This is a genomic window from Ramlibacter sp. bp-362 (genome assembly GCF_054956735.1).
This window is the reverse complement of record NZ_JBUDXE010000001.1, coordinates 107465-123352: the sequence shown is the minus strand read 5'-3', so window position 1 is coordinate 123352 and position 15888 is coordinate 107465. Positions and strand designations below refer to the sequence as shown.

General features: G+C 73.1%; 20 protein-coding genes. 10 read left to right on the top strand and 10 right to left on the bottom strand.

Annotated elements, in window-relative coordinates:
- Positions 1 to 135: 135 nt before the first annotated feature.
- A complete protein-coding gene (locus ACY0MJ_RS00605) occupies positions 136 to 600 on the bottom strand; it encodes an RcnB family protein (protein WP_462636305.1) in 465 nt (154 codons plus the stop codon).
- A 236-nt stretch (positions 601 to 836) separates the two neighbouring features.
- On the opposite strand from ACY0MJ_RS00605, the gene trhA reads away from it, so the two are divergent.
- Positions 837 to 1484 carry a PAQR family membrane homeostasis protein TrhA gene (gene trhA, locus ACY0MJ_RS00600; protein WP_462636303.1) on the top strand — a complete coding sequence of 216 codons (648 nt, stop codon included), beginning with the start codon at positions 837 to 839 and terminating at the stop codon, positions 1482 to 1484.
- 3 nt (positions 1485 to 1487) lie between these two features.
- On the opposite strand, the gene ACY0MJ_RS00595 is transcribed toward trhA, so the two are convergent.
- Positions 1488 to 2597 (bottom strand): NAD(P)/FAD-dependent oxidoreductase, encoded by a 1110-nt coding sequence (locus ACY0MJ_RS00595; protein WP_462636301.1) that lies wholly within the window; start codon positions 2595 to 2597, stop codon positions 1488 to 1490.
- Between the two features lie 46 nt (positions 2598 to 2643).
- Here ACY0MJ_RS00595 and rraA point away from each other — a divergent pair, with 46 nt between their 5' ends.
- Positions 2644 to 3183, top strand: coding sequence for a ribonuclease E activity regulator RraA (gene rraA / locus ACY0MJ_RS00590; protein WP_462636299.1), 540 nt, complete (start codon positions 2644 to 2646; stop codon positions 3181 to 3183).
- On the opposite strand, the gene ACY0MJ_RS00585 is transcribed toward rraA, so the two are convergent.
- Positions 3162 to 3716: a hypothetical protein gene (locus ACY0MJ_RS00585; RefSeq protein ID WP_462636297.1), complete on the bottom strand. Its 555-nt coding sequence runs from the start codon at positions 3714 to 3716 to the stop codon at positions 3162 to 3164. The genes rraA and ACY0MJ_RS00585 overlap by 22 nt on opposite strands.
- A gap of 11 nt (positions 3717 to 3727) precedes the next feature.
- Positions 3728 to 4993: a polyamine aminopropyltransferase gene (gene speE / locus ACY0MJ_RS00580; RefSeq protein ID WP_462636295.1), complete on the bottom strand. Its 1266-nt coding sequence runs from the start codon at positions 4991 to 4993 to the stop codon at positions 3728 to 3730.
- Positions 4994 to 5432: 439 nt separating this feature from the next.
- Here speE and ACY0MJ_RS00575 point away from each other — a divergent pair, with 439 nt between their 5' ends.
- Both ACY0MJ_RS00575 and ACY0MJ_RS00570 read left to right on the top strand, forming a co-directional pair.
- A complete protein-coding gene (locus tag ACY0MJ_RS00575) occupies positions 5433 to 6314 on the top strand; it encodes a hypothetical protein (protein WP_462636294.1) in 882 nt (293 codons plus the stop codon).
- 4 nt (positions 6315 to 6318) lie between these two features.
- Entirely contained in the window at positions 6319 to 6903 is a 585-nt protein-coding gene (locus ACY0MJ_RS00570) for an N-acetyltransferase (protein ID WP_462636293.1), read from the top strand.
- Here ACY0MJ_RS00570 and ACY0MJ_RS00565 read toward each other — a convergent pair.
- From ACY0MJ_RS00565 to ACY0MJ_RS00555, 3 genes are all read right to left on the bottom strand, one after another.
- On the bottom strand, positions 6860 to 7603 hold the full coding sequence (locus tag ACY0MJ_RS00565) for a universal stress protein (protein WP_462636292.1): 744 nt from the start codon (positions 7601 to 7603) through the stop codon (positions 6860 to 6862). The two genes, ACY0MJ_RS00570 and ACY0MJ_RS00565, sit on opposite strands and share 44 nt — an antisense overlap.
- Positions 7604 to 7607: 4 nt before the next feature.
- Complete coding sequence (locus tag ACY0MJ_RS00560) at positions 7608 to 8009, bottom strand: GreA/GreB family elongation factor (RefSeq protein WP_462636290.1); 402 nt, start codon at positions 8007 to 8009, stop codon at positions 7608 to 7610.
- A gap of 112 nt (positions 8010 to 8121) precedes the next feature.
- A complete protein-coding gene (locus ACY0MJ_RS00555) occupies positions 8122 to 8244 on the bottom strand; it encodes a hypothetical protein (protein ID WP_462636289.1) in 123 nt (40 codons plus the stop codon).
- 243 nt (positions 8245 to 8487) lie between these two features.
- Here ACY0MJ_RS00555 and ACY0MJ_RS00550 point away from each other — a divergent pair, with 243 nt between their 5' ends.
- The 3 genes from ACY0MJ_RS00550 to ACY0MJ_RS00540 all read left to right on the top strand — a co-directional run bounded on the left by ACY0MJ_RS00550 (position 8488) and on the right by ACY0MJ_RS00540 (position 11309).
- Positions 8488 to 9429, top strand: coding sequence for a universal stress protein (locus tag ACY0MJ_RS00550; protein ID WP_462636287.1), 942 nt, complete (start codon positions 8488 to 8490; stop codon positions 9427 to 9429).
- A gap of 66 nt (positions 9430 to 9495) precedes the next feature.
- Positions 9496 to 10965: a potassium/proton antiporter gene (locus tag ACY0MJ_RS00545; RefSeq protein WP_462636286.1), complete on the top strand. Its 1470-nt coding sequence runs from the start codon at positions 9496 to 9498 to the stop codon at positions 10963 to 10965.
- Positions 10966 to 11048: 83 nt separating this feature from the next.
- Positions 11049 to 11309, top strand: a complete 261-nt coding sequence (locus ACY0MJ_RS00540; protein WP_462636285.1) for a hypothetical protein — start codon at positions 11049 to 11051, stop codon at positions 11307 to 11309.
- 9 nt (positions 11310 to 11318) lie between these two features.
- Here ACY0MJ_RS00540 and ACY0MJ_RS00535 read toward each other — a convergent pair whose 3' ends face one another.
- The gene (locus ACY0MJ_RS00535) at positions 11319 to 12659 is read right to left on the bottom strand and encodes a hypothetical protein (protein ID WP_462636284.1); all 1341 of its coding nucleotides are present in this window, start codon (positions 12657 to 12659) and stop codon (positions 11319 to 11321) included.
- A 54-nt stretch (positions 12660 to 12713) separates the two neighbouring features.
- Between ACY0MJ_RS00535 and ACY0MJ_RS00530 the strand changes: the two genes are divergently transcribed.
- A complete protein-coding gene (locus tag ACY0MJ_RS00530; RefSeq protein WP_462636282.1) occupies positions 12714 to 13076 on the top strand; it encodes a nuclear transport factor 2 family protein in 363 nt (120 codons plus the stop codon).
- A gap of 126 nt (positions 13077 to 13202) precedes the next feature.
- Positions 13203 to 13730 (top strand): ComEA family DNA-binding protein, encoded by a 528-nt coding sequence (locus ACY0MJ_RS00525; protein ID WP_462636280.1) that lies wholly within the window; start codon positions 13203 to 13205, stop codon positions 13728 to 13730.
- A gap of 28 nt (positions 13731 to 13758) precedes the next feature.
- Here the strand turns inward: ACY0MJ_RS00525 and ACY0MJ_RS00520 are convergent, their stop codons facing one another.
- On the bottom strand, positions 13759 to 14115 hold the full coding sequence (locus tag ACY0MJ_RS00520; RefSeq protein WP_462636279.1) for a winged helix-turn-helix domain-containing protein: 357 nt from the start codon (positions 14113 to 14115) through the stop codon (positions 13759 to 13761).
- A gap of 169 nt (positions 14116 to 14284) precedes the next feature.
- On the opposite strand from ACY0MJ_RS00520, the gene ACY0MJ_RS00515 reads away from it, so the two are divergent.
- Positions 14285 to 14767 carry a hypothetical protein gene (locus tag ACY0MJ_RS00515; RefSeq protein WP_462636690.1) on the top strand — a complete coding sequence of 161 codons (483 nt, stop codon included), beginning with the start codon at positions 14285 to 14287 and terminating at the stop codon, positions 14765 to 14767.
- A gap of 6 nt (positions 14768 to 14773) precedes the next feature.
- Here ACY0MJ_RS00515 and ACY0MJ_RS00510 read toward each other — a convergent pair whose 3' ends face one another.
- Complete coding sequence (locus tag ACY0MJ_RS00510) at positions 14774 to 15862, bottom strand: AI-2E family transporter (protein WP_462636277.1); 1089 nt, start codon at positions 15860 to 15862, stop codon at positions 14774 to 14776.
- Between the last annotated feature and the right edge of the window lie 26 nt (positions 15863 to 15888).

Below are 15888 nucleotides of genomic sequence, written 5' to 3'. Positions count from 1 at the left end.
CCTCCGGTGGATGCTCGGCCGTCGCCGCAAAAAGGTCACGAAGTGTTAATAGCCTGTGAGCGAATGTCACCCCGCCAAAAGTCTTAGAACGGATGCATTAACAGGCTGCCGGCGGGCTACGCCGGCAGTGCGCCATCAGGAATTCAGGATCAGGTTCAGGATGATCCCGGTCGTGATCGCGGCGAGCACGTAGTCGGGGCCGACCTGCACCCAGTGGTAGCCGCGCGGCGGGGGCGCCAGGTGGTGCGCGCGCCAGTTGGACACGACGTACTGCCGGTTGCGGAACTCCGGCGGCAGTCGGTGGCCGCGGCGGAACTCGGGGCTGCGCGCGTTGTAGTAGCGGCGGGCTTCGCGGCGGTCCTGGCGTGCTTCGCGCAGGTCACGCTGCGCTTCGCGCAGGTCGCGCCGGGCCTCGCGGCGTTCGCGCGGCGTGTCCGCGCGCCGCAGGTCGCGCTGCGCGTCGCGGATGTCGTGCCGCGCTTCGCGCGCATCCTGGCGGGCTTCGTGCCGCGAAGGCTGCGCGAAGGACGCGGTGGACACCCCGAGCGAGGCGATGACGAGGCTGCAGACGAGGGTCCTGGCGTTCATGTTCATGTTCATGGGGCGTGGCTCCTTCTTGATGACTCCATGGTCGCGGCGAAACGCAACGCGCGGGCGAACGGGAGGTACGCAAATGCAAGACACTGTTTCGCGCGGCCCGCTCGCGCCCTGCTCCTACGCGCGGCGTAGGAGATGGAGCACTTCCATTCGCCCCCGGAGCACCGACCGCGAACGGCATACCCGGCTGACACGGCCGCCGCCCGCGCGCTGCAAGGATGCAGTGCAAGGCAGGTCCCATGTCCACCACCGCGTTCCGCGCCCAGTCGCCCACCGAGGAAATCGCCAACTCGCTCAGTCACGGACTGGGCGCCGTGCTGGCGGCGCTGTTCAGCCCGCAGCTGATTCGCAATGCGATGCAGGCGGGCGCGGACGACGCGCTGGCCGCCGTGGTGTATTGCGCATCGATGATCGTGCTGTTCTCGGTGTCCGCCGCCTACCACTGGCTGCCGGCCGGCCGCACCAAGGACCTGCTGCGCCGGCTGGACCACGCGGCCATCTTCCTGTTCATCGCGGGGACCTACACGCCCTTCATGCTGGGCAGCCTGGCGGAGCAGGGCGGCTACTGGGTGCTCGGTCTCGTCTGGCTGATCGCCACGGCCGGCATCGTCGCGAAGTGCGCGAACCGCCTGAACCATCCCGTGCTGTCCACCGCCATGTACCTGGGCCTGGGCTGGGTGTCCGTGATCATCCTCAAGCCGCTGATGGTGGCGATGCCGCCCGAGGGCCTGGCGCTCATCGTGGCCGGCGGCCTGCTGTACACGCTCGGCGCGATCGTCTTCCACCTGGACCACCGCTACCGCTATGCCCACTTCGTGTGGCACCTGCTGGTGCTGGGGGCGAGCGGGTGCCACTTCGTGGCGGTGCTGCGGTACGCGGCGGCCTGACCATCACAGCCGCACGCCGCCCTTGCGGTGGAAATACACCAGCTCCGCCGCGCGCCGCATCGGCCGCGTCGCCAGCAGCAGGTTGAACAGCCAGTCGCTCTGGAAGCGGTCGAAGCACCAGCGCAGCATCCGCTTGCTGCGAAAGCGCGGATAGCTCGCGACCAGCCAGCCGGCGGGATCCGCCGCCTCGCCGCGCAGGAAGGCCGCGACGCCTTCGCCCACGCGCTGGCCGTGCTTCAGCGCCGTGTGGATGCCGCCCGCCGTGACGGGCGACACCATGCCGGCCGCGTCGCCCACCAGCATCGCGCCCGGCAGCGCGACGCGCGGCAGCAGCCCGCCGCAGGGGATCATGCCGGCGCGCACGGACACCGGCGGGCCCGCGTCGAAGCGCGCCACCGGCTCGATCTTCCGCAGGAAGGGCGCCATCGCCGCGGCCGACTCGCCCTGCGGCAGCCGCCGCGCCAGGCCCACCTGCGCCGTCGCGACGCCCTGGAAGGCCCAGCCGATGTAGCCCGGCGCCAGCTGCCGGTCGATGAAGCAGTGCAGGAAGCCCGGCGCGATCTCCGCGCCGGCGTACTCGTGCTCCACGCCGAACAGGAAATGCGTGTTGGCCGACAGGCCCAGCGCCTTCGCCACGCGCGAATGCGGGCCGTCGGCGCCGACGAGGTAGCGCGCGCGCAGCTCGCCCGCGCCGGTCTGCACGATCCACTCCGCGCCCTCGCGGCGCGCATCGAGGAAGCTCGCCTGCAGGCGCACGTCCACGCCGGCCGCGCGCACGTCCTCCACCATCCAGTCCAGCAGGCGCGGCGTGTCCGTGGCCCAGAAGAAGTAGCCGGGCGCGAACAGGTCGATGTGGCGCATGTCGGGCGCGTACAGGCGCACGCCTTCGATGCGCTTCACCAGCGGCGGCGGCACGGCGGCCAGCCAGGCGATGTCCTGCACCGCGTCCTTCACGATCAGGCCCGTCGTGTGCAGCTTGTCGCCGGCCGCGGCCTTCTTCTCGAGCAGCACCACGTGCAGGCCCGCCTGCGCGGCCGCCCGCGCGCAGGCCAGCCCGGCGAAGCTCGCGCCGACGACGATCAGGTGCGCCGGTTCGCGCGCAAGAGCAGGCATGCGGCATTGTGATCGACCCGCGCGCCGGATCGGCGAGACTACGGCCATGAACTGGAAGACCACGGACCTGTGCGATGCCTGCGCCGAAGCGCAGGTGTGCGAACTGCCCTTTCTGGGCTTCGGCCGCCGGCGGCGCTTCGCCGGCGCCATCCGCACGGTCCGCTGCGAGGGCGGCCTGGCGGCGTTGCGCGACATCGTGCATCAGCCGGGCGCCGGCCACGTGCTCGTGGTGGACGCGGGCGGGCTGCCGTGGCGGGCCGTGTTCGGCGACGTCATGGGCGCGATCATCGGCCGCAGCGGCTGGGAAGGCCTCGTGGTGAACGGCTGGGTGCGCGACCGCAACGAGCTTGATGCCATGGACATCGGCGTGAAGGCGCTGGGCACGGCGCCGCGGCGCGCCGACAAGGGCGGGACCGCCGCCGTCGACGTGCCGCTGCGCTTCGGCAACGCCACCTTCACGCCCGGCACGCGGCTGGTGGCGGACGACGACGGCGTCATCGTCCTGCCGCCGGGCGTCAGCGAGGCGGACCTCGACGTCGCGGGCACCCTGGCCGCGACGGCCGCCTATGCGGCCGCGCGTTCATAGCGCAGCAGCCAGCACAGCACGTGCGCGGACCCGTCGCCCAGCGCCAGGATCTCGTGCTCCAGCCCCAGCAGCCGCGCCAGCCGGATCTCGGCGCGCACCACCACGCGGTGGCGCTGCTGGTCCACTTCCTGCAGCTCGGCGCCGCGGTCCTCCAGCAACGCCAGCAGCTCGCGCCGCTGCGCCTTCGGCGCGTCGATGCGCATGTACATCAGCGGCTCCATCAGCATCTCGCGCTGCGGGTCCACGTAGGTGTGGACCGTCGGCGCGCCGAAGCTGACCAGGTCGCCGTAGGCCTGGCGCAGCACCGCGCGGCCCTCCGACAGCGCCTGCTCGCTCACCGCGAGGATCTGGCCGCCTTCGCCGTAGCGGCTGATGCGGAAGCGCACCGGCCGCGACAGGCCGTCCAGCAGCGACTGCCGCGCGAACGCGGGCGCCGCCGCGCCGGACGGCCGCACGACCTGCCGCAGCGGCAGCAGGTCGAACGGGTCGCGCAGGGGCGGACGCGGTTGCGCGCCCAGGAGGGCGGCGCCCATCTGGGCGTCCATCAGGCCGGGACGCGCGCCGGCCCCTCCACCAATTCCTGGTAGAAGGTCGGCAGCGCGAACAGCGCGCCATGCACGCCCGCGTTGTAGTAGCGCAGGCGCCCGATGCCGCGCCCGGCCAGCCGTTCCTGGATCTCGCCCGCGCCGACGCGCGCCGGCGCCAGCCGGTCCGAGGCCACGGCGAAGCCCCAGTACGCGCCGTACAGCGGCACGTGCAGGCCGTAGGGCGAGACCTTGTCGAAGGCTTCCTGCAGCGACTGCGCGAGTGCCCGCACCTGCCCCGGTTCGTGGAAGGGCGCGCCCAGGTGCAGCACCACCGCGCCGCCGGGCGCGAGCACGCCGCGCAGCTCGCGCAGGAAGGCGGGCGTGTACAGCGGGCCGGCCGGCGTTTCCGGGTCGGTCAGGTCCAGCAGCACCAGGTCGTAGCGGTCGGGCGTCGTGCGCACGAAGGCCACGCCGTCCTCGCAGCGGACCTGCACGCGCGGGTCGTCCAGCGCGCCGCGGTGGATGGACACCAGGTGCTCGCGCGCGACGGCGACCACGTCCGCATCGAGGTCCACCAGCGTGACCTGCTCGATGGTCGGGTGCTTGAGCAGTTCCTCCGCCGCGCCGCCGTCGCCGCCGCCCAGGATCAGCGCGCGCCGCGGCGCCGCGTGCGCCAGCGCGGCCGGGTGCACGAGCGCCTCGTGGTAGAAGAATTCGTCGGCCTCCGAGGTCATGAAGGCGCCATCGAGCATCAGCGTGCGCCCCAGCTGCTCGGAGTGCAGCAGGTCCAGCTGCTGGAAGGGCGTGCGCCGCGAGAGCAGCCGCTTCGCGAAGCGGAAGCCGTGCGTGGTGTGGGCGTCGAGCGACTCCAGGACCAGTTCGCCCTCGGCGGCCTGCGACGCGGGCGGGGGCTCCTCGCCCCGCTGCAGGCTCTGCTGCAGCGCGCGCTGCGGCTGGAACGCGTCCTTCAGCTGGGCGATCAGCGCCTGCGCCTTGCCCGTGTTGTCCTCGGTGAAGTTGCAGACGTAGACGTCCAGCGTCACCGCGCGCCGCTCCGGCCAGGTGTGCACGGCCAGGTGGGATTCGGCCAGCAGCAGCATGCCCGTCACGCCGCCCGGCTGGCCCTGCCAGCTGGGAAAGGTGTGCCACTTCTCGGCGACCACGGTCAGGCCCGCGGCGGTGGTGCGCTCGCGGCAAAGCTGCGCGAGCGTCGCTTCCTGCGTCATCCGTCCGGGCGGACAGTCGCAGCCGTAAAGGTCCATCGTCAGGTGCAGTCCCTGCATCGAGCACTCCCATCGAGCAATGCGCCGGAGCGGGCCCGGCGGTCGAAGGTCAGCGCTGTGGAGGGAACAGGTGGACCGCCGGGCTCAGGGAAGTGCGGGCGTGCGTCGTTGGCACGGCGCATGCATCGGGCGCGCGGCAGCGCGCGTCGCGGATCGCGCGACGCGTACGTGCAGGGTCGATGCTCGGCGGTTGTTCATGGCCGCCGCAGTATAGGCCGGCACGCGTTTTGCTGCGATGCCCTGACACTCCTTGCCAGAATAGCCGCGGCGCCGCCGCACGCGGCCTATACTCCCGGCCCCATGCTCCGAAGCTCCGCACCTTCCTGAGCCCGGCGGTCCGCCTCGCCAAGCAGCGCAACCATCGACCGCCGGGCCCACCAATGCGCCCCATCGCCCGGCGGCCGCATCGCGCGGCGCCGTGCCCTGCGAGTTCCGGTCCATGGATTTCACGAGAAGTTTCGTCCGCCTGAAGAGCCCCTGCGCCGAGGGCTTCCGCTGGTTCCTCCGCCACCACGAGGACGGCAGCGACTACCAGCAGCTGCTGGATTCCCTGGTGGCCGCCGGCCGCGTCGACGACGCATGCTGGCTGCTCGACCAGTTCGGCCCCACCAACGCGACGCTGCGACTCGACGCGATCGAGGCCGAGGCCGTCGTGTTCGCCGGCACGATCGAGGTGCGCGGCAGCATCGATGTCGCGAGCGTGCTGCGCGCGGGCCGCTCGATCCGCTGCGGCGGCACCGTGCGCGCCGGCCGCCTCGTGCGCGCGGGCGCGGACCTGCGCGTGGCCGGCGGCCTGCAGTGCGCGGGCGATTGCGACGCCGGCGGCGACCTGCGCGTGGAATGGCACGCGCGTGCGCAAGGCCACCTGCACGCCGGCGGCACGCTCAAGGTGCGCGGCCACGTGGAATGCGGCAGCAGCCTGCGCGCGGGCGGCACGGTGCTGGTCGCCGGCGACCTGGCTGTGCGCGGCGAGCTGCGCTGTGACCGCAGCCTCAACGTGCGCGGCGAGCTGCAGACCGCGGCCGGCGTGCGCGCGGCGCACGGCATCCACTGCGCCGGCAGCATCGACTGCGGCACGCACCTCGAGGCGGGCTGGGGCATCAAGGCCGGCGGCGACCTGCGCTCGGGCGGCGCGATCCGCGCCGGCGAAGGCATCGAGGCGGCCGGCGAACTGCAGGCGGGCCCGGGCTACGGCGTCTTCGCGGGCCTGGCCGTGCAGCGCGAGGAATGGGAGACCAGCGCCCGCGTCACGGCGAGCGCGCGGCCCGAGGGCCTCCTGAGCGGCTGGTGGGTGGGCGACGCGCTGGCCACGGCGGAGTGAAGCCATGCGCATCGACGTCGACCTGCCGCAGCACGCGCTGCACACGGACCTGCGCGACCGCTACGCGCGCATGCGCGCGGACGCGGCCAGGCTGCGCACGCTGCCCATCCTCTGCGAGCGGGTGCCGCAGCTGGCCTTCCGCTACCGCGAAGCGGACGGCGAGTTCTTCGTGTACGTGGAAGACACGGCGCTCGGCTGCCTCGCCGGCTACACCGTGTTCAGCCGGCTGGTGGAGCTCGACCGCCACGCCGACCGCTTCCTGCGCGCGCCCCATTCGCGCTACGCGAGCGACTACGCGCGGCAAGGCATCGCCAGCGCGGTGTACGCCTGGGCGCTCAACGCGGGCATGTGCCTCCTGAGCGGACCGCGCCAGTCGGAGGGCGCGCACGCGCTGTGGCGCAAGCTCGCGGCCAGCCACGCGCTCGGCTACGTGCAGCTGCACGAGCGCGAGCTGCGCTACCTCGGCGCCTGCGTGGACGCGGAGGTGCTGCAGGACTTCAGCACGCGCATGGTCCTGTTCGGCAGCGGCTGGAGCGTGGAACGCTTCAGGCGCCTCGCGAGCCCGCCGCCGCGCCTGGCGGCGGCATGAGCCGCGAGGCCGCGTGCCCGCGCGTCGCCAGGACGCAGTCTTCCGGCACCACCAGCACGTCGCCGCCGGCGCGGCGCAGGGCACGGTGCGCGGTGCTGCCGAACGCGAAGTCGCTCCACGCGGAACGCCGCCGCAGGCCGACCACCACGAGGTCGTCGCCGGCGTGCGTCTGCGGCAACTGCGCGCGGCGTCCGTCGGTGCCGCCGAACAGCTCCACCTCGGCCAGCGGATCGAGCCGCGCGGCCAGGCGCGTGCGCACCTGCGAGGCCGGCGTGGCGTCGGTCGCGACGAGGATGCGCTTGTAGTGCGACTGCGGCGCGCCGCGCGCCACCAGAACCGGCGTGCTGCAGCGGCGCAGCAGCGCGTGCACGGGCTGTCCCGCGAACAGGGCGGCCAGCGTGGGCTCCTCGCGCCAGGCCATCACCACGAGGTCGCTGCCCCGCGCCTCGCGCGCGATGCCGGCGACGTCGGTGGCGTGCTCGCGCGCGGTGCGCACGCGCAGCTCCAGGATCTCCTCGAGCTGGCGGGCCGCGTTGGCCAGGCGGTTCGACGCGCGGGGCAGCGGCGGGTCGTGGCGGCCGGGCGCGTACATCAGCTTGAGGAGCGCGCGGTGGGTGTCGGCGAGCAGGCAGGCGCGCTGCACGGCCACGCCCTCGTGCACCGACAGGTCGGTGACGACCAGGATGGACTTGATCACCATGGCGCTACGTCACGTAGTCGCCCGTGGCTTCCGGCTGGAACTTCACCGCGAGCAGCTCGGCCGAGTGGGCCTCGCCGCCCGGCGTCTGCCAACGCGCGACGTCGCCCACCCGCAGTCCCAGCAGCGCGAGGCCCACGGGCGAGAGCACGGAGATGTAGCCGGCGGCCGGGTCCGCGTCGCCGGGATAGCAGATCACGAGGCTCTGGCGCCGCCCGGTCGCGCCCTCCTCGATCTCGAACTGCGCGTACATGGTCACCACGTCCGCGGGCATTTCCCGGGAGTCCACCACCTCGGCCTCGGCCAGCAGGTCCTCGAGCGCGGGCGCGGGGCTTGCGGCCAGCAGCCGCCGCAGCCGTCCGAAATCCACGCGGGTGAGCTTGCGCTCGCCGTCCATCGGCATCGTCATGAAAGCACTCCGTTCGAGCGCGCGCCACCAGGGGCGCGCAAATGCGCTGGGGCGGTGCCCGGCGGTCGATGTCAGCGCTTGGAAGGAAGGGAAGGGAGGCGGACCGCCGGGCTCAGGAATGTGCGGGCGTTCGCTGCAGCGCCGCCCGGTGCGCAGCGAGCGCGCACGCGCGCGCCGGCGCTGCGCGGAGCAGCGCCGCGCTGGTGGCCGGCTGGTGCACGAAGGCGGTGGTCATGACGGGGCAGTATAGGCCGCGGACGTGGATGCACCAAGCGCGGCCCCTGTCCATTCTGGCAAGCGATGGAGGGACATTGAGCGCTGCAGTTGGTCCTCGCGTGTGCGCACCTTAGACTGCGCCGCGTGAAGACAGCACTCTCCTGAGCCCGGCGCTCCACTCCTGGTTGCGCACACCGGATCGCCGGGCCCCCACGCGCCAACCCGCCCGGCCTCCGCCGGCGCCGTCCCAGGGAGTGTTGTCATGGAATACCGCGTCCACGCCGCTGCCGCGCGACCGCACGCGCAGCAGCATCCCCAGCCGTCCTCCGAACGCACCGTGCTCGCGGTGTGCGACCTGTCGTCGGCCGCCATCAACTCCGCGTGGCGCGCCGCCATGGTCGCGCGCGAGCTGGACGCGACGCTGCGCGTGCTGCACCCGCAGCCCGAGCCCAAGGTGCTGTCGCGCGTGCAGGCCGCCCTCGACGAACTGGTGGCCGACATCCGCGCGCGCATGGACGTGCCGCTGGCGGTGGAACCGGTCACGGGCAGCGTGCTGCGCCGGGCCAACGCGGCGGCGCGCGAGGCCTCGCTGCTGGTGATCCCCTCGCGCCGCGGCAACCCGCTGCGCGAATGGATCATGGGTACGCAGGCCGAGCGGCTGATCCGGCTGTCGCGCGCGCCGGTGCTGGTGGTCAAGCGGCCGGCGCTCGCGTCCTACCGCCGCGTGCTGGTGCCGGTGGCGCTCTCCGAGGGCGCCGCCGCGCAGATCGCGCTGGCGGGGTCGCTCGCGCGCGGGTCGCAGCTGGAGGTGCTGCACGCGCTGGACACGTCCGAGGAGATCGTGCTGCGCGAGATGGACAGCTCCGAGCAGGCGCTGCGCGGCTACCGGCAGTTCCGCGCGCAGCGCGCGCACGTGGCGCTGCACGAGCTCGTCAGCGCCGCGGGGCCGCGGGCCGGCGATGCCGACACCGCCGTGGAATTCGGCGACGCCGCGAGCGTGGCGCTGCAGCGCGCGCAGCGCGGCGACGTCGAACTGATGGTGATCGGCAAGCGCCGCCGCGGGCTGCTGGCCGACTACTTCCTGGGCGGCGTCACGCAGCGCGTGCTGGCCTCGGCGCCGGCGGACGTGCTGGTGCTGCCCGCGAAGGCAGGGGAGGCGGGGCTGCTGGCCCGGCAGGTGGTGGCGCCCGCGCTCGCTTCCTGACGCCCGGGGCCGGCCTACGGAAATCGCTGCACGCCCGGCGCGCGGAGCGCGTGCGAACATCCGGGCGTGGATTTCGTCAACGTTCCCCTGCTGGCCGCCGCCGCGCTGGTCTTCCTGTCGGTCCTGTCGGGCCTGTTCTCCGCGCGCTTCGGCTTCTCCTTCCTGCTGGTCTTCCTGCTCGCGGGCGTGCTGGCGGGCGAGGACGGCCTGGGCGGGCTGCGCTTCGACGACTTCACCCTCAGCTTCTGGGTCGGCAACGTGGCGCTGGCCGTCATCCTGCTCGATGGGGGCCTGCGCACGTCCTTTTCCAGCTTCCGCACGGGGCTGAAGCCCTCGCTGCTGCTGGCCACCGTGGGCGTGGGCGTGTCGGCGCTGATCACGGGCGCGGCGGCGACGGCGCTGCTCGATGTCGGCTGGCGCGAGGGCCTGCTGCTCGGCGCGATCGTCGGCTCCACCGATGCGGCCGCCGTGTTCGCGCTGCTGAAGAAGTCCGGCGTCACGCTGAACGAGCGCGTGGCGACCACGCTGGAGATCGAGTCGGGCATGAACGACCCGATGGCGGTGTACCTCACGCTCACCTTCATCACGCTGATCGCCGCGACCGGCGCGAACGAGGGCGGCGCCATGGACGCGCTGTGGACCTTCGGGCGGCAGTTCGGCCTCGGGGCGATCCTCGGCGGCGGCGCCGGCCTCGCCCTGGCCGCGCTGCTGCACCGGCTGCCGCCGGCCGACCCCGGCATCGTGGCGCTGCTGGTCGCCGCGGCGGGCCTGTCGGTGTTCGCGGCGACGGGCTGGGCCGGCGGCTCGGGCTTCCTGGCCGTCTACCTGTTCGGCATGATCGTCGCCAACCGCGCGGGACCGCGCGCGGCGCCCGTGCTGGCCGCCATGGACGGCTATGCCTGGCTGTCGCAGGCCGGCATGTTCCTGCTGCTGGGGCTGCTGGTCACGCCTTCCGACGTGTTCCACGTCGCGCCCCCGGCGCTGGCGATCGCCGCGATCCTGATGCTGGTGGCGCGCCCGATCGCCGTGTGGATCTGCCTCGCGCCCTTTCGCTTCCGCGCCAAGGAGGTCTGGTTCATCGCGTGGGTCGGCCTGCGCGGCGCGGTCCCCGTGGTACTGGCGATCTTCCCGCTGATGGCCGGCATCCCGGGCGCGATGACGCTGTTCAACGCGGCCTTCATCGTCGTGTTCGTCTCGCTGGTGCTGCAGGGCACGACCATCGGGCCGGCGGCGCGCCGCTTCGACGTGGCGCTGCCCGAGCCGGGTGACACGAGCCGCGTGCGCGCGCTGTTCGGCGACTTCGTTCTCGATGGAGCGGCGCCGCTGGCCTCGATCTGCGAGTTCTACGGGCTGCCGCTGCCGCCGGGCGAGCACCGCTCGCTCGGTGAATGGATGGCGCGCGCGCTGGGCCGCGTCGCGATCGTCGGCGACCAGCTGCGGCTGGGCGATGCGACGCTCGCGGTGCGCGGAATGAAGGGCGACAGCATTCTCCTCGTGGGCCTCAAGCTGCCCCCCGATGGTGCGCAGGCGGACTGAGCCGCGCACCGTGGCGGGGCGGGAACCCGGGCTGCCCGATCCGGTCCAACACGCGACGTCATCTCGTCCGGAAAGGAGCATCCATGGACCTGCGCCTGCAGCTTCTCGACTCTTTCATGGCGCGCGGCTCCGACGGCGCCAGCTACAAGGTGTGCGCGTACGAGCGCCTCGCGCCCGACGTGTCCCTGTCGATGGCCGGGGAGCACTGGGAGTCCACCGGCCAGGCCGAGTACCGCCTCGCCGACGGCAGGCCGGTGATCGTGCACCGCGACGGCAGCATGGAGATCGCCGGCTCCGGCGTGCGGCTGGAGGCCGAGACGGACGCGCACGCGCCGGCGCGCTGAGGCCGCGGCTCAGCCCGCGGGCGCGGCGTGCGCGAGGGCGGCCAGCAGGTCGTCGGGGTGCAGCATGGCCTCGCGCGCGGCGCGCGCACTTTCGTATTGCAGCAGCGCGCCGCGCAGGCGCGGTGACGAGGGCAGGTCCTGCCAGATCGCCTGCAGCAGTCCGGCATCGGGCGTGGAACCGCCCGCGACCTGCCCTGCGTAGGCGACGCAGGGCGCTTGCGTGAGCAGCACGGCCTTGGCCGCCGTGCCCAGCGGCGAGGGCGCCGCTTCCGCGGGCGCCGTGCAGCCATAGACCACCTGCGGCGGCAGCGCGTGCCCCGCCGGCTGCAGCGCGCGCAAGGAGGCGCCGGTGATGCGCACCGGGCCGTCGGACGAGGCGAAGGCCCAGGTCGCGGCCGCGTCCGCCTGCGCGAGCCGCTGCAGTCCGCGCAGCAGGCGCGGGAAGTCGCTGCCCGCCGCGGCCGGCGAGGCCTTCACTTCCGCGAGCAGCACCACGTCCATGCCGTCGGCGCCGCCGCGCAGGACGGCCGCGTCCCATTCGTCCTTGGTCCCCCGCGTTTCGGCGGGAAAGCCGCGGGGCGTGCGCAGGCCGCGCACGACGGCGTGCCTGCCGCCTTCGACGCGATCGAGCCAGCGCGCGAGCGCGCGGAAGGCGTGCACGACCTCCTTCTCCGCGCCGGCGCCCACGCGCGCCGAGGCCCGGCCCTGCGAGGCCGCGGCATCGCTGCCCGCGAGCGGCCCGTTCTGCGCGCACAGCGCCAGGTAGCGCTGCACGGCATCCGTGATCCGCAAGGCGTCGCCGCGTCGCAAGCGCTGCAGCACGCCGTCGTGCAGCAGGGCCTGGAGGCGGGCCTGTCCCTGCGCGAGCTCGGGCAGCACGCGCGCGATCGCCTGTTCGAGTCGCGGCCACGCGCCCGCGGCGGCCGCATCGTGCAACGCGGCCAGTGCGTCGTGCAGCGCGCCGGGCGGCAGGCCGTGCAGCTTGCCGGGATGCGCGACCGCGTCGACGGCCGCGCGCACGGCGCGCCGGTCCGCCACGGCCCGGGCGGCGAGCGCCACGTAGTCCTCCACCCGCGGCTCCTGCGCGCGCAGCAGCAGCGCCTGGAAGGACGGGTCGCCGCCGGGGCTCGCGAGCGCCGCGCGGATCAGGGCGTCCATCGCGCCGGTGAACAGCTCCGCACAGTCGGCCGGCGGCGCCGTGCCCCGCGCCGCCGCGCGGCGCGCGGCCTCGAGCGCGAAGGCCAGCGCGGTCTCGGCGCCGGCCGCGCGTGCCGCCTCGGCATCGGCCGGCAGGGGCGGCAGCAGGTAGCGCCGCGGCACGGCCTGCAGGATGGCGGCAAGGGAACCCATGGACCGAAGTATGCGGACATACTCGGGCGCTCAGGGACCGACGCGGAGGCTTCCATGAGCGACCCGGGGCGCAGCGCGCGCGAAGTGTTCGAGAGCCACCTGGCGCTGCGGAAGGCGCACGCGCTGGACGAGGACATCGCCGCCAACTATGCCGAGGACGTGGTGCTCATGACCTGTACCGGCACCTTCCGCGGCCACGCCGGCGTGCGCGCCTCGGCGGCGGAGCTGCAGCGCTGCTTTCCCGACGGGAACTACACCTACGAGCTCTGCAAGGTCGAGGGCGAGGTCGCCTTCCTGGTCTGGAGCGGCCGCTCGCCCGTCGGCGCGGTGCACGGCGGGGCCGACACCTTCCTGATCCGGGACGGGCGCATCCTCGTGCAGACGATCCACTACACCGTGGACCGCGGGGCGGGCTGAGCGAACCCGGCGAGGGACGGTGCCTACGCCGGGCCGCGCACAGCGCCGGGAGCGCGCGCGCACGGCGGCCCTAGCATGTCCCCGAGGGCTGCGCGCCCCGCGCGGCCGCACACGAAAGGACGAGGCATGGCAAGCGCTCAACGCACCACGGACCACCAGGCGATCATGGACTGGGTGGAGACGCGCGGCGGCCGGCCCGCGCACGTGCAAGGCACGGGCGGGGGCCAGGACCCCGGCATCCTGCGGATCGACTTCCCCGGCTACAGCGGCGGCGACAGCCTGGAGGCGATGGACTGGGACAGCTGGTTCGACGCCTTCGAGCGCAACCAGCTGGCCTTCCTGTACCAGGACAAGACCGGCTCGGGCGAGCCCAGCCGCTTCAGCAAGCTGGTGCGCCGGCGTCAGGACGACGAGCTCTCGGACGCGGCGCCCTACCGGCGCGGCACCCGCCGCAAGGGTCGCACCAGCCGCGTGGACCTGAACACCGCGAGCGAGGAGGAACTCGACGCGCTGTGGGGCGTGGGCCCCGCGACGGCGCGCAGGATCGTGGAGTTCCGGCAGTCGGGCCGCATCGATTCGCCGGACGACCTGATGAAGATCGAAGGCATCGACGGCGCGACCGTGGACAACATCCGCCGGCAGATGCAGGCCTGAGGCCCGCCCGCACAGGCAGCCCGCCGCTTCAGCTGCCCCGGGCGGCCTTCAGCACGCAGCGCGAAAGCTGCGCGAAGTGCTGCAGCGCCGCCTCGGTGAGTTCCACCTGCTTGCGGCGCGCGTCCTCGGTGTCGGCCAGCAGGATCCAGCCCTTGCGCCGCATGGACTTCAGGCGGCCGTGGATGGTGGCGGGCGCGCCCAGTTCGTCCTTGGACATCATGTCGCGCACGGACAGGCGCTCGCCCGAGCGCGCGGCGCGCGCCACCCAGGCCAGGATGCGTTCCTCGAGGGGGTCCAGCGGCGGCAGCGCAGGCAGTCCCCGGATCACCTCCGACAACTGCAGGAAGCGCATGTAGATGTCGGCCGCGCCTTTGCTCTTGCTCATGCAGCTTTGTCTCACAGCGAGGCCCGCATTGTGCGGGAAAAACGCCACGCCCCCTCGGTTAGGATGGGCAACTTCCGAGACGACGTTGCCCCCTCCCGACACGGTGAACCCCGACCGCTTCCGCCTCCAGGCCGCCATGGTGCTGGCGACGATGGTGCTGTTTTCGGCCATGCTGGCCCTCAACGAATGGCTGTTCCGCCGTTTCGAGTTCACGCCCGGCATCAACTACGTGTACCTGCCCGCCGGCATGCGCCTGCTGTGCACGCTGCTGTTCGCCGAAGCCGGCGCCGTGGGCCTGCTGCTCGTCTCCTGGCTCGTGAGCTTCTGGCTGTTCTTTCCCGGCCAGTTCGAGCGCCCCTTCATGGGCGGCATCATCGCCGCCGCCGCGCCCTACGGGGTGTACCGGCTGGCGCGCGGCCTCTACGGCATGGAAGCCTCGCTCGTGAACCTCACGCCGGGGCGCCTGCTGGTGCTGGTGCTCGCCTTCTCCCTGGCCAGCCCGCTGCTGCACCACGTGTACTTCGCCTTCATGGGGCAGGACAGGCTGGTGTCCGGCTTCGTCGCCATGTTCATCGGCGACCTCACCGGCACGCTGATCGTGATCTACGGGATCAAGGCGCTGCTGGCGCTGGCGCCGCGCGGCGCGGGCTGAGCGCGCCTAGCGCGGAGGCGGCACCGCCGTCTGCTGGCGGGCGCTGGCCAGCATCTCCCAGCTGACCAGGAACACCGCGGCGATCACGGGGCCGATCACGAAGCCGTTGAGGCCGAACACCACGATGCCGCCGAGGGTGGCGAGCAGCACCAGGTAGTCGGGCATGCGCGTGTCCTTGCCCACCAGCACCGGGCGCAGGACGTTGTCGACCAGGCCGATCACCAGCGCGCCCCAGACGATCAGGCCGGCGCCCTTGATCGGGGCGCCCGTGAAGAAGAACCAGGCGGCCACCGGCCCCCACACCATCGCGGCGCCCACGGCGGGCAGCAGCGACAGCACCGCCATGACGGCGCCCCACAGCACCGCCCCGCGCAGGCCCAGGAACCAGAAGGCGAGGGCGCCCAGCGAGCCCTGCACCAGGGCGACGACGATGTTGCCCTTGACGGTGGCGCGCACCACGGTGGCGAACTGCGTCAGCAGGCGCCGCGTGTGCTGCGGGTGCAGGGGGATGGAGCGCGCCACCGAGGCGGAGAGCTGTTCGCCGTCGCGGAACAGGAAGAACAGCATGTACAGCATCAGGAAGAAGGCGACGACGAAGTCGAGCGTGACCTGCCCGATGCCGACCACCCGCGAGGTGAGCGCCTGGCCGCTCGCGCTGAGCGTGGCCAGGAGCTTCTGCTGCAGCAGGCCCAGGTCGGCCAGGCCGAAGCGGTGCAGCATGGAGCGGGCCCATTCGGGCAGCGCCTGCAGGAACCGGTCGAAGAAGACGGAGATCTGCAGCTCCCCCGAGCGCATGCGCTCCACGAACACCGAGGCCTCCTGCGTGATCGAAGCCGCCAGCATGGCCAGCGGCAGGATCACGATCAGCAGGATCACGGTGAGCGAGGCGGCGGCCGCCATGTTCGGGCGGCCGTGGCTGCCTTGCAGGAAGCGCTGGTGCATGGGCCAGAACACGATCGCGATGAACACGGCCCAGCACACGGCGCCGAAGAACGGCCACAGGATCAGGGCGAAGAGCGCGCTCGCCACCAGCACCAGCACGAGCAGCGCCTTGAATTCGAGCTCGGGATTCTTGAGCGGGTTGGGCGAACTCATCCGCGCGAGCGTATCAACAAACGGTG